This is a genomic window from Colwellia sp. M166 (genome assembly GCF_024585285.1).
Taxonomy (GTDB): domain Bacteria; phylum Pseudomonadota; class Gammaproteobacteria; order Enterobacterales; family Alteromonadaceae; genus Cognaticolwellia.
In genome coordinates this window covers 3,362,513-3,386,377 of record NZ_CP040755.1, presented here as the reverse complement: position 1 = coordinate 3,386,377, position 23,865 = coordinate 3,362,513, and the positions used below count along the sequence as shown (strand labels likewise).

General features: G+C 39.4%; 19 protein-coding genes, 1 pseudogene and 3 riboswitches. Of the genes and pseudogenes, 8 read left to right on the top strand and 12 right to left on the bottom strand.

Going from position 1 to position 23,865, the window contains the following annotated elements; all coding sequences use genetic code 11:
• Positions 1-238: 238 nt before the first annotated feature.
• Both FGD67_RS15240 and FGD67_RS15235 read right to left on the bottom strand, forming a co-directional pair.
• A complete protein-coding gene (locus FGD67_RS15240) occupies positions 239-1,681 on the bottom strand; it encodes a cobyrinate a,c-diamide synthase (RefSeq protein WP_257171965.1) in 1,443 nt (480 codons plus the stop codon).
• Positions 1,682-1,723: 42 nt separating this feature from the next.
• Entirely contained in the window at positions 1,724-2,329 is a 606-nt protein-coding gene (locus FGD67_RS15235) for a hypothetical protein (protein ID WP_257171964.1), read from the bottom strand.
• Between the two features lie 175 nt (positions 2,330-2,504).
• Positions 2,505-2,720: riboswitch (cobalamin riboswitch) on the bottom strand.
• 208 nt (positions 2,721-2,928) lie between these two features.
• On the opposite strand from FGD67_RS15235, the gene FGD67_RS15230 reads away from it, so the two are divergent.
• From FGD67_RS15230 to FGD67_RS15215, 4 genes are all read left to right on the top strand, one after another.
• The gene (locus FGD67_RS15230; RefSeq protein ID WP_257171963.1) at positions 2,929-3,516 is read left to right on the top strand and encodes a histidine phosphatase family protein; all 588 of its coding nucleotides are present in this window, start codon (positions 2,929-2,931) and stop codon (positions 3,514-3,516) included.
• Positions 3,517-3,634: 118 nt separating this feature from the next.
• Entirely contained in the window at positions 3,635-4,672 is a 1,038-nt protein-coding gene (locus FGD67_RS15225) for a CobD/CbiB family cobalamin biosynthesis protein (protein WP_257171962.1), read from the top strand.
• A 39-nt stretch (positions 4,673-4,711) separates the two neighbouring features.
• Positions 4,712-5,791: a threonine-phosphate decarboxylase CobD gene (gene cobD / locus FGD67_RS15220; protein ID WP_257171961.1), complete on the top strand. Its 1,080-nt coding sequence runs from the start codon at positions 4,712-4,714 to the stop codon at positions 5,789-5,791.
• Between the two features lie 203 nt (positions 5,792-5,994).
• Positions 5,995-7,314: an IS4 family transposase gene (locus FGD67_RS15215; protein ID WP_373567779.1), complete on the top strand. Its 1,320-nt coding sequence runs from the start codon at positions 5,995-5,997 to the stop codon at positions 7,312-7,314.
• A 73-nt stretch (positions 7,315-7,387) separates the two neighbouring features.
• Here FGD67_RS15215 and FGD67_RS15210 read toward each other — a convergent pair whose 3' ends face one another.
• From FGD67_RS15210 to FGD67_RS15185, 6 genes are all read right to left on the bottom strand, one after another.
• Positions 7,388-9,256 (bottom strand): TonB-dependent receptor domain-containing protein, encoded by a 1,869-nt coding sequence (locus FGD67_RS15210; RefSeq protein ID WP_257171960.1) that lies wholly within the window; start codon positions 9,254-9,256, stop codon positions 7,388-7,390.
• Positions 9,257-9,309: 53 nt separating this feature from the next.
• A riboswitch (cobalamin riboswitch) is annotated at positions 9,310-9,454 on the bottom strand.
• Positions 9,455-9,522: 68 nt separating this feature from the next.
• The gene (locus FGD67_RS15205) at positions 9,523-11,031 is read right to left on the bottom strand and encodes a cobyric acid synthase (protein WP_257171959.1); all 1,509 of its coding nucleotides are present in this window, start codon (positions 11,029-11,031) and stop codon (positions 9,523-9,525) included.
• Positions 11,028-11,660, bottom strand: coding sequence for a bifunctional adenosylcobinamide kinase/adenosylcobinamide-phosphate guanylyltransferase (cobU, locus tag FGD67_RS15200; protein WP_257171958.1), 633 nt, complete (start codon positions 11,658-11,660; stop codon positions 11,028-11,030). Before cobU ends, FGD67_RS15205 begins: the two co-directional genes overlap by 4 nt.
• Positions 11,657-12,496, bottom strand: a complete 840-nt coding sequence (locus FGD67_RS15195) for an adenosylcobinamide-GDP ribazoletransferase (RefSeq protein WP_257171957.1) — start codon at positions 12,494-12,496, stop codon at positions 11,657-11,659. Before FGD67_RS15195 ends, cobU begins: the two co-directional genes overlap by 4 nt.
• Positions 12,486-13,577 carry a nicotinate-nucleotide--dimethylbenzimidazole phosphoribosyltransferase gene (gene cobT, locus FGD67_RS15190; protein ID WP_257171956.1) on the bottom strand — a complete coding sequence of 364 codons (1,092 nt, stop codon included), beginning with the start codon at positions 13,575-13,577 and terminating at the stop codon, positions 12,486-12,488. The genes FGD67_RS15195 and cobT overlap by 11 nt, the downstream gene beginning before the upstream one ends.
• Before the next feature lie 166 nt (positions 13,578-13,743).
• Positions 13,744-13,940: riboswitch (cobalamin riboswitch) on the bottom strand.
• A 178-nt stretch (positions 13,941-14,118) separates the two neighbouring features.
• Positions 14,119-14,772, bottom strand: a complete 654-nt coding sequence (locus FGD67_RS15185) for a histidine phosphatase family protein (protein WP_257171955.1) — start codon at positions 14,770-14,772, stop codon at positions 14,119-14,121.
• A 243-nt stretch (positions 14,773-15,015) separates the two neighbouring features.
• Here FGD67_RS15185 and FGD67_RS15180 point away from each other — a divergent pair, with 243 nt between their 5' ends.
• From FGD67_RS15180 to FGD67_RS15170, 3 genes are all read left to right on the top strand, one after another.
• Positions 15,016-15,828, top strand: coding sequence for a cobalamin-binding protein (locus FGD67_RS15180; protein ID WP_257171954.1), 813 nt, complete (start codon positions 15,016-15,018; stop codon positions 15,826-15,828).
• 1 nt (position 15,829) lies between these two features.
• Positions 15,830-21,439, top strand: coding sequence for an ABC transporter substrate-binding protein (locus FGD67_RS15175; protein ID WP_257171953.1), 5,610 nt, complete (start codon positions 15,830-15,832; stop codon positions 21,437-21,439).
• A gap of 125 nt (positions 21,440-21,564) precedes the next feature.
• On the top strand, positions 21,565-22,032 hold the full coding sequence (locus tag FGD67_RS15170) for a 2TM domain-containing protein (protein ID WP_077288120.1): 468 nt from the start codon (positions 21,565-21,567) through the stop codon (positions 22,030-22,032).
• 95 nt (positions 22,033-22,127) lie between these two features.
• Here the strand turns inward: FGD67_RS15170 and FGD67_RS15165 are convergent, their stop codons facing one another.
• On the bottom strand, positions 22,128-22,280 hold the full coding sequence (locus tag FGD67_RS15165; RefSeq protein ID WP_257171952.1) for a hypothetical protein: 153 nt from the start codon (positions 22,278-22,280) through the stop codon (positions 22,128-22,130).
• 36 nt (positions 22,281-22,316) lie between these two features.
• A complete protein-coding gene (locus FGD67_RS15160) occupies positions 22,317-22,571 on the bottom strand; it encodes a hypothetical protein (RefSeq protein WP_257171951.1) in 255 nt (84 codons plus the stop codon).
• A gap of 114 nt (positions 22,572-22,685) precedes the next feature.
• Here FGD67_RS15160 and FGD67_RS15155 point away from each other — a divergent pair.
• A pseudogene (locus tag FGD67_RS15155) lies at positions 22,686-22,867 on the top strand (transposase); the annotation flags it as partial.
• 31 nt (positions 22,868-22,898) lie between these two features.
• On the opposite strand, the gene FGD67_RS15150 reads toward FGD67_RS15155, so the two are convergent.
• Positions 22,899-23,243 (bottom strand): hypothetical protein, encoded by a 345-nt coding sequence (locus FGD67_RS15150; RefSeq protein ID WP_257171950.1) that lies wholly within the window; start codon positions 23,241-23,243, stop codon positions 22,899-22,901.
• Between the two features lie 258 nt (positions 23,244-23,501).
• Positions 23,502-23,753 carry a DUF5676 family membrane protein gene (locus FGD67_RS15145; RefSeq protein WP_257171949.1) on the bottom strand — a complete coding sequence of 84 codons (252 nt, stop codon included), beginning with the start codon at positions 23,751-23,753 and terminating at the stop codon, positions 23,502-23,504.
• Between the last annotated feature and the right edge of the window lie 112 nt (positions 23,754-23,865).

Below are 23,865 nucleotides of genomic sequence, written 5' to 3'. Positions count from 1 at the left end.
CAACACCTTAAATTCGGCTGCATTAAGTGTGAAACTATTAATAAAAACAACAAAAAATAACGTTATAGCAAAATAAGCATTACAGATAGACTGTCTTTTTGATGCGCTGATAAAAGATCTTATAGCTGATTTGCTACACATAAAACTTGTCATGAAAACTCTCATAAAACAGGGACTAACAGCTTAATTAATAGAATAATATTAACCAAGCTTTGCTAGATAAAATTTGAAGAGCGAATTAAAAACATCGCGTTTTATTAAAAATACGCAGTGTTAAACTTGGGTTGCTAGGTAAATACCAATGCATATAAGACGCAAGAATGTTGTTATGTTGGTAAACAAATTCTCCGGCCCGTTCACTTGGATGATGTGTCGTTTGACCACTAGGCTCTAAATCAATTTCAGCAGCAGAATAGTGAAAGCTATGCCCGCGCATTATGTTGTCAGTATCGTGAGCACCATTGTCGACAAGGCTGCCATCAATCCCTTTACCAAAACCGGTTAAATTAACCCACTGTGAACCGATAGCGGCGACTTTTTTCTGCATAACCGCCTTACCTGGCAATAAACCCAGCATCGAAAACTCTTGCCCTGACATATCGGTAAGTTGCTCAAGTAAATACATCATGCCGCCGCACTCAGCAATAATAGGCTTATTACTAGCAGCAAAACCTTTAACATCATCGAGAAAAGTGACATTCGCCATTAACTGTTCAATATAGAGCTCAGGATAACCACCCGGAATATATAAAACATCACCGTCAGGCAGGTGTTCATCGGTCAATGCTGAACAATAAACTAGCTCTGCGCCTGCTTGTTGTAAAAAAGCAATATTAGCCGCGTAAATAAAACTAAAAGCATTATCTCGCACAATAATAATGCGTGTGCCGAGCAATGCTTGCTTAGTCATGATTTCATCGCTATTGGTATGACTTGCAAAAAATTCTACTTTTTCAGGTAACTCAGTTAGATCGGTATTAGCGATATGACCTGCAGCTCGATCAAGTTGCGCATCAATATCGGATAATTCCTGTGCCAACACTAAGCCTAAATGACGTGCTGGTAAGGTAATAGTTTCATCTTTTGGTAAACGGCCATAAAAACGAAACTCTTCTGGAAAGCCTTCACTTAGCAACTCGATATGACGCTCGCTATTCACACGGTTGGCAATTACGCCAGAAAAAGGTAAGTTTTTTCTAAACTTTGCTAAGCCAAACGTCACCGCGGCAAAGGTTTGTGCCATCGCTTTAGCATCGATAACCCCTAGCACTGGAATGTTAAAGTACTCAGCTAGGTCCGCACTACTCGGGTTGCCATCAAACAAGCCCATGACGCCTTCAATCAGAATAAGATCAGACTCTTGTGCAGCACGATAAAGCAATTCCTGACAGCCTTTCTCGCCAACGAGCCAGAGATCTAATTGATAAACTAATTCACCACTAGCTTGGCGTAAAATCATCGGGTCAATAAAGTCAGGTCCAACTTTAAACACCGTTACTGTACGACCTTGGTTGCGGTGATAACGAGCCAAAGCCGCTGTTACTGTGGTTTTTCCAGAGCCCGAATGCGGCGCAGCAATAATTAATGCTGAACACATAACACCACTGCCTTGCTTATGTTCAGGCTTATTTTTAAATGCGGTGTTTGCAACTGGTGATGTTTGCTTTTTTGCAGAAGCCATTAAGCTATCCTTCTCATTAAACTATTTTTAACAAGCTAAAAATTAAAGCGAGTTATTAACTTTGGTATCTATGGCTTTATCAGCAAAGAAATGACTCAAGGTAAAATCAATAACGATCGCCGAAATCACATAGAAAATAGGATTAGAAATAGACTTAAAGTAGTATTTATCAACGCGGGTTGCGTATTCAGCCCAAGACAACTCAGGAAACTTACCTGATAATGCGTAATAGCTACCATTTGAAATAAAGAAGGCAATTGAGCTGGCAATAAATAACGCTAACGCCACTTTAACAATGTTGATTTGCCAGGCGCTTCGCTGCCAGTTAGGACGAGTATAATAACCGACAGTAAACATAACGCCGTAGCTCAATACTAACGCTGGATATGAAGTGGTAATACAGTCACCAAATTGACCACGATAATAAGATGACGCGAGATCTATTGTTAAAGTCAGAATGTAAAAGAACCAAAAGGCTTTAATATTTCTCAAATACATCCCAGCTAAAAAGAAAATAGCAATTGATGCACTCGGCAAATGGTTAAAGCTAGAAAAATGGTGTGTACGAGTAGCTAACATAAGAAAGCTTAATATTGCCAATACGGCAACAAACAAGTTAATAGGTAATTTTTGGTGGTCTGATTTCATAACGATTCCGCTGCCTAATATATATAGAATATTAACGGTGTAGGAAATCAAAGTCGGTATGCGGTGTGGTCACGTAATGAATAATAGCAACGATAAGTAGCGCTTTAATACATCATGCGATCGTAAAAAATAACTCAGACCGTATACTGTTCTCTGAATTACCGCCCACCGCAGTTGTCGAGTGATAGCTTTAGGCCGGTCTCCGGACTCCTGTTCATCGCACTTGCAACACCTTCCCATATCGTCACTATTTTGTTAAATAAAGTAGTGATTTAATACAGTGGTTTTGTTGCTGCTCACAGTTACCGTTGCGGGGGCAGTACTGGTATTTCACCAGTTTCACGTTTCATCTTTGTCATCCGTGTTAAGCAGATAAATTTTATCTCATTAACGCGGCAACTCAAGACACCTAAATCTGCGCTGATATTACGCCATGCGCAACGGTTATTCAACAAATAACACCATTTTACCTGCCTCTACTGGATGCTTGTCAGAGCAATAGTGTGTAGAAAAAACAATTGCATTGAATCAAGTTAATGATTTAGTTATTCTCCACAGCCAATTATTCTATTTTAACAGCTACAGCATAGAGCTAAGAAATGAAAACAACGCTATATTTAGCTCGTCACGGACAAACCCAATGGAATAAAGTACAACGTTTTCAAGGGCAATTAGACAGTGAACTAACCGCTATAGGCAAACAACAGTCAGAAAATGTTGCCTCGCAACTTATCAGCAAAAAAATAGACCTCATTGTTTCTTCCTCACTAGGACGAGCAATTGCAAGCGCGGCGATATGCCAGCAACAATTAAATGCCCCCGTGATGAGTTTAGATAGCTTGGTCGAAAGAGATTTAGGTCATTGGCAAGGTAAACATGTTAATGATATTAAGAACGATAAAAACTATCATGAAATATTACACCAATTTACCGAACTAAAACCGGTTAATGGAGAAAGCGCAATACTATGCGGTGAACGTATTTATCAAGCATTAAAGTCGCTAGCACTGAGTCACAAAAGTAAAAACTTACTGGTTATTTTTCATGGCGAAGCGTTACGTTGCTTATTAGCAAGACTAGGCGAAAATTCAACGGGTAATGCTTATCAACTCTTCGACAATGGTTGCTTATTAAGCTTGAATTATCTCCATCAGGATAATCAATTTCAATTAGTTGAGCAGTTATAACAACATAAACTGCCTAACTAAAACGCTATAACCAAGCTGTTTAGTTAGGCGCTTTAGGTCTTTTAATTTAAAGATAACTAAGCTTTATAACCCCGAAAATATTAAGGCAGTAGTAACATTGTTTGAGCATATTTTTCAACACAATATATTTCAACAAAGTATCGCAATACTGTCTGAATTTAGTCTGGTATTAACGCTGTTCATCGCACTATTGTTGGATAAAACGTTAGGTGAAGCAAAACATTTTCATTACTTGGTTGGCTTTGGCTGGTTAGCCAATAAACTGGCAGCAAGACTTAATCCGCTTCCAATAGAAAAAGTGTCAACCAAAGACCGTTCAGTACTAAAAGCAAAACTACTCGGCACGATGGCTTGGTGCTTATTGGTACTACCATTACCTGTACTTTATTATTTCCTCATTGAGCAGTTAACTTGGTATGGGCAAATTATGGCCGATGCCACGGTACTTTATTTAGCAATAGGACTGAATAGTTTATATCAACATGCCATGCAGATTTACCGGCCACTACAGTCTGGCGATATTGATAACGCTCGCCACTTCACCGGCTATATTGTCAGTCGAGAAACTTCAGCACTTACCGAGCAGGAAATATCAAGAGCGACGGTTGAATCCATGTTAGAAAACGGCCATGACGCGGTTATCGCATCACTTGTTTACTACCTTATTGGCGGCGCACCTCTGGTAATTTTGCATAGGCTTGCCAATACCTTAGATGCAATGTGGGGCTATAAAAACGCTCGTTTTATAAATTTTGGTTATGCCAGTGCTCGTCTCGACGATTTACTCGGCTTCATTTCAGGAAAATGTTGTGCGCTGCTCTATGCGATACAAGGTCTACCGCACCGACTTTTTGCCAAAGCACTTCAAAATGCCTATAGCCAAGGCAAGCAATATAAAAGTCATAATGGTGGCTGGGTAATGGCCGCTGGCGCAACCGTTATGGCAATAAAATTAGGTGGCAGCGCTCAATACCATGGCAATGTTGTTCATTCTGTCACTTTAGGCGCAGGCCGTGCCGTTAGCATTGATGATATTGTACAGAGTTTACATGTCGTTAACCGAGCTAGTTTACTGTTAATTACCTGGGTTTTTATCTGGCAATTAATCACAAATATTTTTTGCACGTTCATTTAATACCAAGTCCACTTACAATAGTTTATTACTAGGAAAAAAATGGCTTTAATTCATGGTGGGCAGTTACAACAGATTGCCGAGCAATATAAAATTTCAACCAATGATTGGTTAGATCTATCCACTGGCATTGCGCCGTTCAGCTATCCCATTCCTGATATCCCGTTAAGCGCATGGCAACAATTACCACAACGAAATCCTGAATTAATTGCTGCTGCAAAACAGTATTATCAATGTTCACAACTTGTTGTAACTAACGGCAGCCAAGCCATTATTAAAGCATTGCCTGAGCTATATCGGCAAAAAAATATTCACGCACGCAATGTCTATCTACCTGAACGAGGCTATAAAGAGCATGCACATGCTTGGAAAACCGCAGGTTATCAATTGCATTTCTATCAAGCGTCATTACCGGACATTACATCGTTATTACCAAACAGTGTGCTAGTGGCGATCAATCCTAACAACCCAACAGGGCAGTTTTTCACGCCTAGTATTATTAAGCAATATCATGAAAAGCTCAGTCAACTTAACGGCTTATTAGTACTTGATGAAGCCTTTATGGACGTTATGTCGAAGGAGCAACCTTATAGCCCTAACCTTGATAGCGATGTTGCTAATGATAGTAACAGTGGTCACGTCATGGTATTGCGTTCATTTGGCAAGTTCTTTGGTTTAGCTGGTATTCGTATTGGCTTTTTAATTGCGGATAATACTTGGTGTAAAAGCATTGCAAGCCTATTAGGGCCATGGCAAGTAAACGGACCAGCACAAATCATTGCCGAGCGAGCGTTAGCTGATATCAGCTGGCAAATAGAGCAAAAGTCACGTTTGAAAACATTGAGGAAAGCGCAAGAAAAGATGCTTAATGAAGTATTTTCTCAAGCTTTATTGCTTGATATTAAAGGCTGTGATTTATTCCTCACCTTACGTTTTCATCAAGTAGAACATGCTGAAAAAATTCACCATAGCCTTTGCCAACAAGGGGTCTATTGCCGACTTGCTGACGAGAAAGACACGATCAGATTTGGCATTACAGTGATGGGGAATTTTAAGCGATTAGAGAGTGCTTGCCGCCAAGCTTATACACGAATTATTGCCGGCATGGATGCAGGTACTTAGTTTTTGTCCGGAACGAAAAAACTGACCGTGCATCCTGTACATATACGCTTCTGTGCATCCTTGCACCTGCGTTATACCGTACATCCTGTACATAAAAAAGGCACCTCGTCAGGTTAATGCCGATCAGTTAAGATAACGATCGGTTGACCGATCCAAAAGATCATGCAAAATCCGTAGTTAGGTAACTAACTACGGATTTTTTTGTGAATATTGAACAAGCACTACAGACGACACTTGAAGAAAGTAACCGATACCATACCTTCGAAAAACTATCAGAAATCCTTTCTCCTGAAATCATTGAACAAGGCTTTGAAAAGGCTGGCATTGCTACGGTTCGCAAACGTAGGCTACCACTGGAAGCGGTTTTATGGTCAGTGATTGGTATGGCTTTATTTAGAAAAGAGTCTGTTTGGAATATCGCCACTAAGTTAGACATCATGTTACCTGGCAAGAGTCAGCTTGTTGCTCCCAGTGCTATGGTTCAAGCCAGACAACGCTTAGGCGATGATTCGGTTAAACAAGTCTTCAATAAATCTGCACAAGCAATGTATAAACAACACGAATTTGAAACATGGAATGGTTTGAACCTATTGGCTGTGGACGGTGTGGTCTGGCGAACACCTGACACCCCAGATAATCGTAAAGCATTTTCTTCTGGCAGCAACCAATATGGTGACACAGCCTTTCCACAAATCCGTATGGTCTGCCATATGGAGCTTACCAGTCATCAACTACTCAGTAGTGAGTTTGATAATTACAAAACGAATGAAATGAAGCTAGCTGAGCGTTTGATTGAACGCACACCTGATAACTCTCTTACTATGTTTGATAAAGGATATTATTCACTTGGGATGCTTAATCGTTGGCACCAAACGGGGAGTGATCGACATTGGTTGATCCCAGCAAGACCGGACTTACAGTATGAAATTATCACATCGGTTGGTAAAAATGACCATATCATTGCATTGAAAACAACAAAGCATGCACAAAAGAATTTTCCAGATGTACCTGAAATCATTAACGCCAGATTAATCAGTAAAACAATAAAGGGTAAAAGCTATCGCATATTAACGTCAATGACAGATAGATTGCGGTTTCCTGGCAACGAAATTGTTGAGTTATACTGCCATCGATGGGAGATAGAACTCGGGTTTAGGGAAATAAAACAAACGATGCTTAATAGTGCATACCATTTGAGAAGTAAGCGTCCTGATATGGTTCGCCAGGAGCTATGGGGCGTATTACTCGCCTATAATTTAATACGAAGAATTATGACGATGGCGGCGAAAGAAACAGGTATATGGCCAAATCAGCTGAGTTTCTCGAGTAGTTCGATGGCAGTGGTTCAGTATTTTTCGTCAATATCAATAATGAGCCCCGGTAATATTCCTATGCATTGGGATCATTTACTTAAAACCCTGCTCTTATTCAAACTTCCGACGAGGCGGGAAGATAGAAAATATCCCCGCTGGGTGAAACCCAAACCATCTAAATACCCTCATAAAAAGAAAAATGCCAGTTAGCTTAACTGACTGGCATTAACCTCGTCAGGTGCCTTTTTCATTCTAAGTTAATATATTACTATCAGCGCGGCTATTAATTTTGGTAAGTAATACCGAAGTACGCTACACGTTCCTGAGTAAAGTATGCACTTGACGTTTGGTAGTTTTCATCAAACACATTATTCACTTTTGCCTGAAGCTTAATATTATCAGAAACTGGATAACTAACACCTAAGTTCACCAATGAATAACTATCAAGCTTCACAACTGTACCACCAAAAAGATAATCATAACGCTTACCTTTATATTGAATTTCAGCGTATAAATCAGCCTTAGCAAGTGTAGTATCGAATTGATAACTTATATGATTTTTTGCACGACGACCTAGTTGCTTGCCAGTAGATGCATCTTCAGCTTCAATGTAGCTCACATTAAATTGGTGTACCCCACCAAAACCTTGATAATTAGCACCAAGTTCTGCACCTTTAATTTCAACATCATCAACGTTAACAGGTGTTACATTGCCATCTTTATCCGAGCCACTCCAATCGATTAAATCTTCGATGTCTGTTTGGTAAAGATTAAAAGCAATTGATAGTGCATCAAATTGACTTTTAACACTAAATTCATAGCTCTTCGAAGTTTCAGAGACTAAATCAGAATTGCCTTTATAACCAAAATTCAATGGGTAATATAAATCATTAAATGTTGGTGCTTTAAAACCAGTACCTGCAGAAACACTTAATTGAGTGCTTTGTGTTACTTGATAACCCACACTGGTGTTAAAAGTAGTTTCAGAATCAATACCTTCGACATCGTCATAGCGTGCAGCTAATTCATAAGATAACTTATTATCATTAAACATTGCATGTGCAAATACGCCTGTCGTGTCACGCTTAGTTTTATCGTACTCAGCATCACCTTTAAGCTCTTCCTGATATAAATCAGCACCTAGGTTCAATTGCCATTGTGAAGAAAGCTCACTACTATTTAATAATGAATATTGGTTACGACGCGAATCATATTTTGTACCATCACTTTTGCTTGTTCCATTACCGTAACCAATGTTAGAAGTACGGTTTTGACTAACACTGAATTGTGTGATGCTATTTACACCGCCAGCTTGCCAATTATAGTTGGCGCCTAATTGCCATACATGGTTATTCACTTCACTTTCATTAGCACCAAATGAGCTATCGTATTCAGTATCACCTTTGTCTAATTGTGCTAACCAATTTAAACTTAATGATTTGTCGATTTGTTGTTGACCATTAATAGCAAAAGAGTCAAAGCTATAGCCATCATCATCGGTTTCATTATCATCTTTAGCATCAAAACCATCACTTTCTTCGTGCTCAACACTTAAGCTCGTAAAGCCATCGCCATGTTCTATACCAACACCGCCGTTAATCATGCTGTAACCTTCGCTACCGACATTTGCACTAACGAAGTGTTCTCCACTATTTAGTTTGCGAGTAAATATTTGAATAACACCACCGATGGCATCAGATCCCCAGAGTGCTGCTCGAGGTCCTTTAACAATTTCAATACGCTCAACCAATTCAGGAGCAATATTTTGTACGTTAGTAGAGCCTAAGCTTGCAGAGCTAATACGAACACCATTTAATAAAACAAGGGTATGACCAGAGTTAGCACCGCGCATATATACTGACGATGCTTGACCACGACCGCCAGAAGTTGAAATATCAAGACCTGCAACAGTTGATAGAATATCTAGTACTGATTTAGGCTGAATACGATCAATCTCAGCACGTGTAATTACCACTTGGCTTGCTAATGAGTCAGCAATATTCATTGGTGAACGTGACGCAGTTACTGTGATTGTTTCTAAGTCATCTGCACTTTCAGTATTTGCTGAAGCGATAAAAGATGTCGACATTGCACCAGCAACAGCTAATGATAATAATGATTTTTTGAAAAAGTTATTTTGCTTAATGTTCATATGACCTCATTAATGATGCCCACCGCATCATATGTTTTACCACGTTTATACGTGGTGTAATTAAGTAAATTCAAGTGCTCGGACTGATTACGCTATACAAAAATAACGTGATTCACCGTTGCGGGGGCAGTGTAGAAATTTCATCTACTTCCCTCAAACTTACTGTATTAAACAGTAACTAACATGGTTAATTACTGTCGCTAGTTTAGATTCTTTGCATGTTGATATTTGTTAGCTAGGTATTCGACCAACAGTTTCAATAGCCCTTAAGTGCGACTACTCGGTGTATTCACACCCTGAGCAATAATCTGCTGAATTTTTTCCATAGCTAAATGCTCATTACAAACATCAGCTAATCGCTCTAGTTGTATTTCTCTGTGCTGATTAATATCAACAACCGGCTGTGCCATGTCTTTTATACCTAACCAATTGAGTACCGCTTGTGTCGGCTCAGGGCAATCAAAAAAGCCATGTAAGTAGCTAGCGATAATTTGTCCGTCATCAGAGATACAACCATCCGGTGTTTGTTGTTTTTTACCGGTACCATCACTTTCAATATGCAGTAATGGCTGGTTTAACGCTGGGCCCGTAGAGACGCCACAGTGAATTTCATAGCCTTTTAACTGACAAGTTTCACCTTTTAACGTCATGCTCGCCGTTACTTGGCTTAGTGTTTTATTTTGCGTTAGCGTGGTGGTGAAATCTAACAAGCCTAGGCCTGATATTTGCTCAACATGTGATTCAATATGTTCAGGATCGAATATCTGCTTACCCAACATTTGATAACCGCCACAAATGCCCATAACTTTACCGCCATAGCGTAGGTGTTGCTCTATTTCTTGCTGCCAACCTTGTTGCTTTAAAAAGCTTAAATCAGAAGTGACATTTTTACTGCCTGGAATAATAATTAGATCAGCCCCTTGTAACGACTGACCTATTCGGATGTATTGCAAATCAATATTGGGCTGTAAGCGCAATGGGTCAAAATCAGTGTGGTTGCTCATATGTGGTAGCAGCGGCACAAAAATTTTCACCTTCGCTTGCATGACTTTGTTATCAAGCGCGACCGCATCTTCTGCGTCTAATGCTAAGTCATGTAAATAAGGCAACACACCTAATACGGGCTTGCCTGTGCGCTCTTCAAGCCAATCTAAACCCGACTCAAGTAATTTAATATCACCGCGAAAACGATTGATAATAAAACCTTTCACTCTTGCTTGCTCTGACTCAGAAAGTAACGCCAGCGTACCAACTAAGTGAGCAAATACACCACCACGGTCGATGTCTGCCACTAAAATCACCGGGCAATCGACGGCTTCGGCATAACCCATATTGGCAAGATCATGAGCACGAAGGTTAATTTCAGCTGGGCTACCTGCCCCTTCAACCAGCAATACCTCATGATCATTGGCTAAACGGTGATGCGATTCCAACACCGCTTGCATCGCCACTTTTTTGTAGTCGTGATACTTGCCGGCTTCCATGTTGGATATTGCTTTACCATGGACAATAACTTGCGCGCCAGTGTCACTATTAGGTTTTAACAAAATAGGATTAAAATCAACTCGTGCTTCAACCTTTGCCGCAATCGCTTGCAAAGCTTGAGCGCGACCAATTTCGCCACCATCTTTAGTTACCGCGCTATTTAGCGCCATATTTTGCGGTTTGAATGGCGCTACGTTAATACCGGCATTCACTAATACGCGGCATAAGCCCGCAACTAAGGTGCTTTTTCCTGCATCAGAGGTCGTGCCTTGCACCATTAATGTTTTCACAATTGCACCTTGTTGTTAGTTTTTTCAGCTGATTTTAATGTTAACGATAAGCCTGCCATCACAAATTCAACATTATCAGCAATGCTAGCAATGGCTTGATGCAGCCAGCCCGCTTGATCAACGAATTGACGTGAAAGTTCGCCCATAGGAACAATGCCATGACCTACTTCATTACTGACTAGAATTATTTCAATCTTTCGTAGCTGACCATTCACTTTATGCTCAGGACTGTCTTGTCGCTGAAGATGCTCTAACAAGCTCAGCAGTTGCTGTTTTTCTTCTTGCCAATAAGCAAGGTTACACTCCGACGTTTGGTCAGCTTCTATACTTGGCTTGCATAAACTATTACTTAGCCACAACGTTAAACAATCCACCAATATACAAATATCTTGCCTGTTATCTTCAAGCGCTAATGCTATGGTCCTTGCTAATAACAGTGGTGATTCTATTAACTGCCAATGCGCAGGACGATCAGCTTGGTGTTGAGCAATGCGTTGCTGCATTTCATCATCAAATGCTTGTGCCGTCGCGATATAAGTCACGGGTAAATTTGAAGACTTAGCATAGCGTTCAGCCAACGAACTTTTACCGGAGCGAGCACCGCCAATAATGAGGTGAACTTTACTCATGAAGCCACCACAGAAAGTGACAATAACGAAAGGTAAATAACCACTTCAGAAAGCTGCTGTGCAGCGCCCAAACAATCGCCAGTATAACCGCCTAATTGTTGAGTAAACCAACGTTTTAAACACCAACGAGTAATGAACAAAATAGCAATCAGTTTCCAAGCAATGCTAAACGATAAAGTAAATACAATAATCACAGCCCCTGTCACCAGTAAGGTTAAGTAGCTGCTATTGGATAAATCTTGTGCCAGCGGTTTAACTTTCGATGTTGCGTCTTCACTCACATAAGGCATGTCAGCAATGAGGCTTGTTGCTAACACTCGGCTTAAACAATGGCCTAATAAAAAAATCGACAACATAGACATCACTTCAGACGGCAAGACTGCACTTATTACGTTATCTCCCACCATTGAAGTATTTAATAATGCTAACAATGTTTGATACTTAATCATCAGAATAAAAAATAGGGCCGCGGCGCCATAAGTCCCTAAACGACTATCTTTCATAATATTAAGCTTATTCTCTACAGTCCAGCCGCCGCCGAAACCGTCCCAAACATCAGCCCAGCCATCTTCATGAAAAGCCCCGGTTAAGAAGACACTCGTCGCCATGGCAATCAACAAAGCAAGTTCGACAGGCATAACACTGGCGGCAAGATAAAAAACTAACGCTGAGCCAACACCAATAAATACCCCCACTAAGGCGAAATATCGACTGGCTTGATTAAGCATATTTGCCGTAACATCAACCTTAAGTTTTACCGGGATACGGGTAAAAAAACTGACCGCTAAAAGCAATAAATGCCATTGCTCACGCAATATGCCTTGCTTAAGTAACATCAGTAACCTCGGCATCAACAAAACTTGCCATATCATTATAAAATGCCACCGCAGCTTGAAGAATGGGCAACGCTAATGCGGCGCCTGTACCTTCACCCAAACGTAAACCTAAGTTTAATAAAGGCTTAACGTTCAACCACTGCAACATTTTCTGATGACCTTGTTCACCTGAGCAATGAGCAAATACCATATAGCCTTTGACATTAGCATTCAGTTCAATCGCTAACATAGCCGCAGCGGTACAAATAAAACCATCAACAATAATCAGCATATTATTCTCTGCGGCCGCCAGCATCGCTGCAGTTATTTGTACTAGTTCAAAGCCACCGATACAGCGTAAAATTGCCTTTGCATCAACTAAGTTTTCAGCATGCAATGCCAAAGCTTGTTCAATAACTTGTTGCTTCTTCTTAACCACATCATCAGAAACACCGGTACCACGACCAACCACATCGCTGACAGGCACTTTCATTATTGCCGCCATAATGGCTGATGCAATAGTGGTATTGCCAATGCCCATTTCACCAAAGGCCACAATATTACAACCACTCGCTTTAATTTTGTTGATGTGTTGCAGTGCAAACGAAAAGCCCTGTTCGACTTGAGCCTCAGTCATTGCAGCTTGCTGGTTGATTGCCTGTGTTATATAACCTAAACGCTGATTAATAACCGGTAAAGATGCTGCAGGGGGATGTAGAATACCCGCATCAACAACACTCAGTTGCCAACCGAATTGTCGGCAAAGTACATTGATAGCCGCTCCACCATTGGCAAAGTTAGCCACCATTTGGCTAGTAACGTCACTTGGCGCAATAGAAACACCTTCGCTAGCAATACCATGATCGCCGGCAAATACCGTTAAATGGGGAGAGACAAGTTGTAACTTGTGCTGGGTGTCAGTTGGGTCATCGTTGAGAATATTATTTTTGGTGTCAGCTATCGTGCTTATTAGCTGTATTTGTGCAATTTGTTTAGCAAGTAATTCAAGATCGCCTAATGCACCTAATGGCTTGGTTTTACCATCGATTTTTGCTTGAATTTTTTCTGAATGTTCACAACTAACCGCTTGGATCTCAAACATGACATTACCTAAATCAGACCGTACTAAATAAAAAATTGTTAGTGGATCGGTATATGATGATTAACGTCGATAGTATTAGGGGGTTTTTGGGAGCAAATCTATTTTCATCAGTGATATCGTCACCAATAAAAAATTGATAGTGTCTCGAGTAACCCGCTCGACGTAGCAATTAATGTTCATATTCATCTGGTATCCTGACTTACAGCATCTAGATATATCCCTTCCCAATGATTTTCTTTCGAAAATGTTTAGTGGTTAATATATCGCTCTGTTTACAGTTGCGGGTACAGTTGTGGACTTTCACCACATTCCCAGCCTCACGAATTTAAATGCTTTTAAGCAGCTTAAAAAAGTGTATTTGAATATGACATTATTTAATTATTGCCGCGATTATCGACAGCTAGGGGAAAATAGCAAGGTTTATTTTTATATCAGATAGTTCATAAAGTAATAAAAACGATAAAAATCAATCTATTGCTATAGAGTGCCAATTAACTTTCATACTAAAGGACTAAAATATTAGGGGCATATAATCGCGCAATTAAAGCATTAATTTAGACCAAGCTTTACCTTCGTTATCAATGAAAACTTGCAGATGAATTAAGCTGCCATAAGGCACATCCAAGTTGGTCATATGATAAGTACCTGGAATAGGCAGCCCTAATACTTTAGCCAGTAGATATCGAATAACACCACCATGACTCAACACTAAAGTATTTAATGAGTCCGCTTTTTCGAGTTCGCTTTGGCACAATTGCGAGAGTAAATTTTGCCAGAAGTTATCAACGCGCTCCATAAAACTTTCCATAGACTCACCGTTGGGCGGTTGGCATTGCCAGGGATCTTGCCAAAAATCGCCTAAGGTTAACGTTGTTTCTGCTGCGGTTGTTTCAGCTTCCTGTGTTAATTGCCACAACGCTTGATAAGGTTTACCGTCCCAATCACCAAAGTTCATTTCTTGTAATTCGGTCAACACCTGCAATGAAAGCTCATGTTGTTGGCAATATTGTGTGGCAAATTCTCGACACCGAACCAACGGCGAGCTATAACAATTTGAAATTTTAGGTAAATTTTTTGTGGCATTAATAAGTTGTTGCTTGCCAATATCGGATAGCGCAATATCAGTACGACCGCAAAGGATGCCGCTTTGTACAAGCTCGCCATGGCGTAACAAATAAACATTAAATACTGACAAGCTACTCTTCCTATTTTTAGCCTCGCTATTGCCGACAGTTTAGCAAAAAAGCTTGTGCTATTAATATGATAAATATTTTTATGTATACCCATGACGCTTCAAGATACATAATTTAAGTTTGAATTATCATCGGTATAAACAACAAAAAATTGATCTTTATCGCCCACCTTTTGGTAAGCTAAAAATATCTCAGTTAATATCTGCCCCATAACTATGCCAAATCATAAGTCACAAGGAAAATATATGTCCCCTGTTCCTGAACCTAAATGGCCAGAACGCATTATCTGTTTAACAGAAGAAACCACTGAAGCACTTTACTTAATGGAGGAAGATCATCGCATTATTGGTATTTCAGCTTACACCATGCGCCCAGCGCGAGCACGTAAAGAAAAAACCAAAGTCAGTGCTTATATCACCGCCAGAACCGAGAAAATTTTAGCATTAAAACCTGACTTAGTTTTAGCCTTTTCTGATATGCAGGCCGATATTGTCGCTGATTTAATTAAAGAAGGCATACAAGTACATTGCTTTAATCATCGAAGCATTAGCGAAACCTTGCAAATGATCCGCACACTTGCAGGCTTAATTGGCCAGCCAGAAAAAGGCGCAAAATTAGTAGCAGATTTACAAAACAACTTAAACACCATCAAACAACAAGCTGATAAGTTACCGGTACGACCGAAAGTTTATTTTGAAGAATGGTTTGACCCTATTATTACCGGCATTGGTTGGGTCAGCGAACTGATCGAAATTGCCGGTGGTATCGACTGCTATCGCGAATTTTCAACACAATCTTTAGCTAAAAACCGTATTGTTGCCGATGCTAGTGATGTTATTGCCAAACAACCTGATATTTACATTGCCTCTTGGTGTGGTCGTAAGTTTGATCAAGATAAAGTTACCACTAGAGCAGGTTGGCAGGAAATACCCGCAATAAAAAATGGTGACATTTACGAAGTCAATTCAACCGATATTTTACAACCGGGTCCGGCAGCATTAACTGATGGTGTAAAACAACTCGCCGATATTATTAAGCAATGGGCTGAGCATAAATAAAATGTTAAATATTTGCTGGCTGAGAAGTCGCTTAATCGCCATATTATGTACATTTGCTTTTGTCTATAGTAGCCAAGGCTCTGCGCAAGCGCTCGATAAAGTGTCTATTCAACTAAATTGGTTACATCAATTTCAGTTTGCTGGCTACTATGCCGCAAAAGAACAAGGCTATTATCGAGAATTAGGCTTAGATGTTGAGTTACGAGAGTTCGATGGTCAAGGAGCCGTTGACGATAATGTCATTGCAGGTAAAGCCGATTACGGCATCAGTAATTCAAGTCTACTGGTAGCTAAAAGCAAAGGTAAACCGGTTGTTATTGTTGCACAAATATTTCAACATTCACCGGCAAACCTTGCCACGCTGCGCTCTTCTAATATTGCTAGCCCATTTGACCTCATCGGTAAACGTATCATGATGAGTTCAGCATCAAAAAATTTCGACCCTGTTACCGCGATGCTATTGCAAGCGCAAACAAAAAAAAATGCTTTTACTTGGCAAGACAATAACCAACCCTTCTCCGCATTGGTGAACGGTGAAACTGACGCGATTTTAATTTATAACACCAATGAGCCATTCGAATTTGCCCAAGCTAACATAGATATATTTACTATCGACCCGAGAGATTATGGTATTGATTTTTATGGTGATAATCTTTTCACTAGCGAGTCCGAAGTAAAAAATAATCCTCAGCGTGTACAGGCTATACGCCAGGCAACGATTAAAGGTTGGAAATACGCCCTAAATCATAAAACAGAAATCATTGAGTTGATTGAAAAAAAATACAATAGCCAAGATAAATCTCATGCCCATTTACGTTTTGAAGCCGAAGAAATTAGTAAAGTAATTTTAGCTAAATTTATTGCTATAGGTTCAATTGCTCGCACCAGAATGGAAAAAACAAATGAAATTTATCATCAACTTGGTATGACAAATTCACCTTTTCTACCTGAAAATATTTTACTAGACGATGCCTTAGAAAATTTTTCAGATAAGCATATTAGCCACGACAGCAGCACGTTATTAATAATATCGATGATATTGATCTCTTTATTATTAATATCTATCACCTTAGTGTTACCTAAGCTTATTACTCAACAGCGTTTAGTTGCCTTTATGGCGTCACGGAAATTTCCGCTTATCGTGCACTCAATTTCAGTATTGAATATCACCATTATTTTCAGCGTAATTTATCTCACCTTGCAAGATAATGAAAAAAGTACACAAAGTAGCATAGAAAAAAATCTTGAGTCTGTTGTCAGTGCGACAAAAACAAGACTTAATGACTGGATAAGTGAACAAGAATACTTATTACAACAAATGCGAACTGACACAAAAATAATTAATTTAACCAAACAACTAAACCAACAAGCGCCTCAAACAGAAAAACTAATAACTTCATTAGCATTGCAAGATATACGGCAATATTTTCGACAAAGTAACCTACAAGGCCAAGGTTTTTCTATCATCAATAAAGACAAGATTAACATTGCTTCAAATCACAATGAAAATTTAGGCAAAATTAATGTTATCGCACAACAAAAGCCAGAGCTACTGAGCAGCGTATTTACCGGTGAAACACGCTTTGTCTCGCCGATCAAAAACGATCAGAACGTATTGTTTGGTAATAATAGTAATCCGATAGATCAATACAGCATGTTTATTGTTAGCCCGATATTTGATGATAATCATCAAGTTATTGCGGCATTAGCATTAAAAATTCAAACCAGTGGTCAAATTTCCGATATTATGCAACAAGGCCGTATTGGTGCATCAGGCGACAGTTACTTAGTTAACGAGCAAGGTCAAATGCTCTCCAAAAGTCGCTTTGAAGCCAGATTATCGATATTAAAGTACTTTCAAGATCATAGTAAAAATAATCAGCTGATCACCCTTAAAGACCCACAAATTAACATTACTGAAGCGCCAAATGCCGTCATAAATAATCAAGCTTTGCCATTTACCTATATGGCTAATCATCTTATAAATACAATGTATAAAAATAACAGTAACTTAATAGTAAAAAATAAAATAGCGACAAACGTTTTAGGTTACAACGACTACCGTGGCGTTAGCGTTTACGGCGCTTGGTTATGGGATTCAGAGTACGGCTTTGGCATAGCAACTGAAATAGACGTTAATGAAGCGATGTTAGGGTTAAATTCACTACGTAATAAGTTAATGTTGATTTCATTTTTTACCTTATTGCTGACCTTAACCGCTAATATATTTACCGTCACTGTTGGCCAACGTTCAACAAAATATATGCGACGTTCAAAAGCTGAATTAGAAAAGATAGTTAAACAACGTACCACCGAATTACATCAACGTGAACGGGCAATGTGGGAGTTATACGAATATGCCCCTGTTGCCTACGCTACATTAAATAGCCAAGGCCAGTTTATAAAACACAATTGTGTATTTGCCAAAATGTTTAAGCGCCCTAGAGAGCTTTTTGTGTCCTTAAACTGGCAAGAATTTGTCGAACCAAAACACTATGTTCATCGTATATTCCAGAGTAAGTCTCATCTTTTAGAGTGCGAAATTCCAGTAAGAATTAGTGGCAACCAAACCATAGATACCATGCTATCGGCTCTACCTGTTTATGATAATGACGAATTAATTGAAGTGCGACTGACCCTTATTGATGTGACACAAAGAAACGCAGCCAAAGCACAATTTGCAGCATTAATGGAATCCGCACCTGACGCCATATTAATGTTAGATAAAAACAGTGAACACCGTATTGTAAACTCGCAAGTGCTCACTATGTTTGGCTATGATAAATCAGAGCTGATTGGTGAAAAAATTGAACGATTACTACCTGAAGAAAAATGTTTACAGGTTTTTGAACGCTTACTCAGTGCGCCTAGCACTGAAAAGCAACGCTTAGAGTTGCTCGGTAAACGCAAAGATGGCGATGAGTTTTCCGCAGAAGTGACGGTAAATTCAATTGATATTCACAATGAGCGCTTTATCGTCGCTATTGTTAGAGATATCACCGAACGCAAACTTAATGATCAAGCTCTGGCAGAACAAGTCTTATTCCAGCAAGCGTTGGCTGATACTATTCCTTATCCTATTTTTGTTAAAGGCACAGACTTACGATTTATTAACGTCAATAAATCATATGAAGAAACATTCAATGTTAGGCGCGAAGATGTTATTGGTAAAACCGTACTCGATCTTGACTACTTGCCATTGGCTGATCGAAAAGCTTATCAAGCGGAAGATACCGCACTTATTGCCTCTATGGGCATGGTGCGAAAAGAAATCCCGCTAGTCTACGGTGATGGCTTAACGCACTCAACCATGTACTGGGTGAAGAGCTTTGCTAAAGCCGATGGCAACATTGGCGGCTTATTAGGTACGTTTGTTGATATCAGTGAACAAAAAATGGCTGAGCAAACCTTAGCACACGCCAAGTCTTTAGCTGAAGATGCGGTAAAAGCAAAATCTAACTTCTTAGCCAACATGTCGCATGAAATTCGCACCCCGATGAACGCGATCATAGGTATGTCGGCTTTAGCGCTGAAAACCAACTTATCACCTCAGCAACAAAACTATATCTTTAAAGTTAATCGTGCTGCCGAATCCTTATTAGGTCTGGTAAATGATATTTTGGATTTTTCTAAAATTGAAGCCAATAAACTCGATATTGAAGTTATTCCATTTTGCCTAGATGAGATTCTCGATAACCTCGGTAATATGCTAATGGATAAGCTGACCGAGAAAAAAACTGAGCTTATTTTTGACGTTGAAAAAACCGTTCCTATTGACTTAATTGGCGATCCTTTACGCCTTAGTCAAATACTCACTAACCTGGGTAGCAATGCGGCTAAATTCACCGAACACGGTGAAATAAAAATTCACATATCTTGTCTTAAAAAGCATAATAACAAAGTCACTTTAAAGTTCTCTATTTGTGATACTGGCATAGGAATGAGCGCCGAGCAGCAAGAAAAGCTCTTCCAGTCATTCAGCCAAGCTGACGCTTCAACCACAAGGAAATACGGTGGCACAGGTTTAGGGCTAGCAATATGTAAGCACTTGGTTGAATTACTAGGTGGCGAAATATGGTTAGAAAGCCAAGAGGGACAAGGCAGTCAATTTCATTTTATTGTTGATTATCAATGCCAATCGTTAGCACAAAGCCAAGCAAAAAGACCTTATTTATCATCACTTCAAGGCGGAAAACTTGCCTTAATCGCTGATAATGAGAGCTATAAGCCTATTTTACTGCGCATGTTGCAATCGTTTGGCTTTATTGTCGAACACTACAGCTCAGTCACGAGCGCGCTGACTGAGTTAACACAAGATAGCCAAACTTTTGATGCCTTGATTTTTGATCTGGTTAATTGCAATGATCAGCAAAGTTGTCGTGATATAAGATCAATACGAGATGCCTGCATCGATTTGCCAATATTACATATTCTGCCGAACCGACAAGAAATACCCAGCAAAACTCTTAATACCGATGAAAAGTATTACGTCACCTGTAAGCCAATTACCTCGTCGAATTTACTCGACAATTTATTAATTGCCCTGGGGCACGAAAACCTACGTAATATCAAATATACCTCAGCCCCCCTTGTTGAGCAGTCAGCAATCAATGCCCTACAAGGGGCGAAAATATTATTGGTTGAAGATAATGAAATAAACCAAGAATTGGCAACCGAACTATTAAGCCATCACGGTATTGCAGTAACCGTAGCCAATAATGGTCAAGAAGCGATAGATTATCTGCAACAGGAAAGCTTTGACGGTGTGCTGATGGATTGCCAAATGCCCGTAAAAGATGGTTATACCGCCACGCGAGAAATTCGCCAAGACGCGCGTTTTATCGATTTACCTATTATTGCCATGACCGCTAATGTCATGGCTGGCGATCGAGAAAAGTCTTTACGCTCAGGCATGAATGAACATATCGGCAAGCCTATTAACACCGGCGAACTCTTTAGCAAATTAGCCCAATGGGTAATACCGAGCAAACCTAATAATAAAAAACACAAAGCTAATTCATATAAAAATGACCTGCTTACCCTACCTGAACTTGAGGGTATCGACACCGCCGCAGGTTTAGCGGTAGCGCAATATAATCAGCAATTGTATCAACGCCTACTGGTTAAGTTTAAACATAACTATAGCCAAGCTATTAACCCGATAGCGCAGGCAATGAATAGCCATGACTTTGCTACGGCTGAACAACTGGCTCATACCTTAAAAGGTGTCGCAGGTAATATTGGTGCTCAGCAGCTTTATACCCTTTGTCAGCAGTTGGAAAATGATGCCATACAGCATGATATAAAACCGCTACTACTCGAGCAATGTCAAAATGAACTTAACCGTATTCAATTATCATTATCGCAACTAGAGCCGCAAGTCCCTGTTGAGCAAGCTTTCAACGTTAAGGACTGCAAAGCATTATTCGAACAATTGGTTATCGAGGTAGATAATTATGATGTAGCGGCCATAGATACCATTCAGACATTATTATCGATGACACATCAACAGCACTACCATCAACAACTAAAAGATATCATGACAAAGGTTGAAATATACGAATTTGACGATGCCGCCACGTTACTCAAGGAAATTGAAATTTCATTATGAGCCTGTTCGATAACACTATAAGTTACTGAATTTTAACAACTGTCACAAAGTTGTCAGGTAAAAGTCGTAGTAAAAAAAGAGTAACTAATCAATAATTTAACCAGAACAGCAACAAGGGGAAGTAAATGACCGTTCGAAAATTAAGACTTAAACGAGCATGGTCTCAGGAGCAATTAGCCCAGTTTAGTGGTTTGAGTATTCGAACAATTCAACGCATTGAACGTGGTCAAAAAGCAGGTTTGGAATCACTTAAATCTCTTGCCGCTGTTTTTGAGGTTGAACTTGATGAATTACTAAAGGAGAAGGATATGAGCAACTCGGACACTTACAACGATGAAGAAACTCGAATTATCGAACATGTTCAGGACATTAAGGGATTTTATAGCCATCTGATTAATTATGCCGTGGTTGTACTAGGCTTATTCTTACTGAATTTTCTTGTTAGCCCTGGTTATTATTGGGCTTGGTGGGCGGCATTAGGTTGGGGGATTGGGGTGATATCACACGGTTTGAGTGTGTTTGAAGTTTATAGCTTTTTTGGCGCTGATTGGGAGAAAAAGCAAATAGAAAAACGCTTAGGTCGAAAACTTTAACTTGGCTTGCTTTATTGTAACCTCCTCAGTGTGATGAAGAGGTGTGCATGAAAATGGGCCAAGCCAATGTTCTTTTTAGCGGCTTATTATGTGAGTTAGCCACATGTTAATTTTGCTTGTTGTTTACAAGCACTTTGTGCTTGCTCTGTTGATTCGCCGCCCATACAGAAATCAAACCTTAAAGCTCTCTTTTCTGGGGCGGGATCTGCAATAGTTGAAGCAGGAATCCACTTCCATTTTTTTAGCATTTTACGCGAATGTTTACCAAGGTTATTTTTAGGTAATTAGTTGATAACCTCAACATTTTCAGTTTTTCCTAAATCGGAAATATTAAAAGATAAAACAGCACATCCTCTACTCCCTGAACGGGCAAGTTCTAAAGGATATTTCGGGATATTTTTATTTGCACGTTCCCAGGTAAAGTCACTAGTGAGGGCTAAGTAAGTTACCTGTTCATCAGCGTAAATAGTCTTGTTTTTACCTACAGTACTTATCGAGGCAACAGCAACAACAATTGAGATTAATGTTAATATCTTCATATACACTCCATTGTTAGAATCATTTACATAAATATAATGACTCCCACTCAAAAATGGACATCAAAACAGCGGTGACTACGATTAACTGTCATCAAAGGTTAACAAGGACGTGTGATGACCACACCAAGGAAACAACACGTTAGCTTAACCAATCATCATATTATCATTATGTCTCACGCTGTATTCGTCGCGCTTTTCTCTGAGGTCAAGATAACGCCACTGGACAAAGCTATGAACACCGTCGTAGATGGTTTGAAGATAAGCTTTTAGCCTTAGCCCAAGTCTTTGCTACTGATAATTTAAGAGGGGCTTTTATTTTTTAAGTTTTTAAGCAACTAAATCAATTCCTATTTTAGCACTAGTGATGAGTGCAAAATAAATAAGAAGGCCTATAGATTTTTTACGACGACGAGCAAGTAACTCTTTAATTGCAACACTACCATCAATATCTAGCAATTGAGATTTCCATAAAATAAGCCAAAATATTTTTAAAGTAAACTCTTGATTATTTATGAATATTTTAGTTTTTTTGATTGGTAATAAAATTAAAGATGAATATAAAAGCTCATCTTCACACATAATGTTAAAACGTGTAGTAAAGCGATCATAAGAAACGATCACCATTAAACCTGATATTGTATGTGTTTGCTTCTGAATTCGTTCAAATGCCATAATTGATAAAGCCTAACGAGCCTGTGGAATCACTCATTTTTGATAAATATCCCGATAAAACAGGAGTACTAAATGCATTACCTATATCGAGTTAACCAACCGCAGTGCGATACAGGAGCACAAGAAATAAACAGGAATAACTTAATTCGTTATACCAAGTCTATTAATATGCATTTGGAGCAAGCAAACATTATATGAAGCGCCTCGATTGCCAACTTTTTCAAGTGCAACAGAGCTATTAAGTGAAAGCTCAACAGCCTACAGCCTGTTATATATTGAGGCTATCAGCCAACCACTGACACCTGCAATTGCGCCCCAAGCAAACAGTCCCGTTAAAAATCCCGAAAAGGTTAGAGTCCAGCCTAATGTACTAAAATCTGCGTGTACCATATGCCCAGTAATCTTCATTATGAGTTGCGGCATAAAATGAACAGCGGCGCTACACACAACCCAAAGAATACCAAAAGAAATAGCACTAGAAATTCCAATTTTATTTGCATCAATGTTCATGGCTTCCTCCAATTTAAGAAGTAGTAATCAGAATTAAAGAAACATAAGCTTATTATCGCGACTTCTCTGCAATGCCCGTTCCATAATTTCGCTTTATTATCACTTAATATCC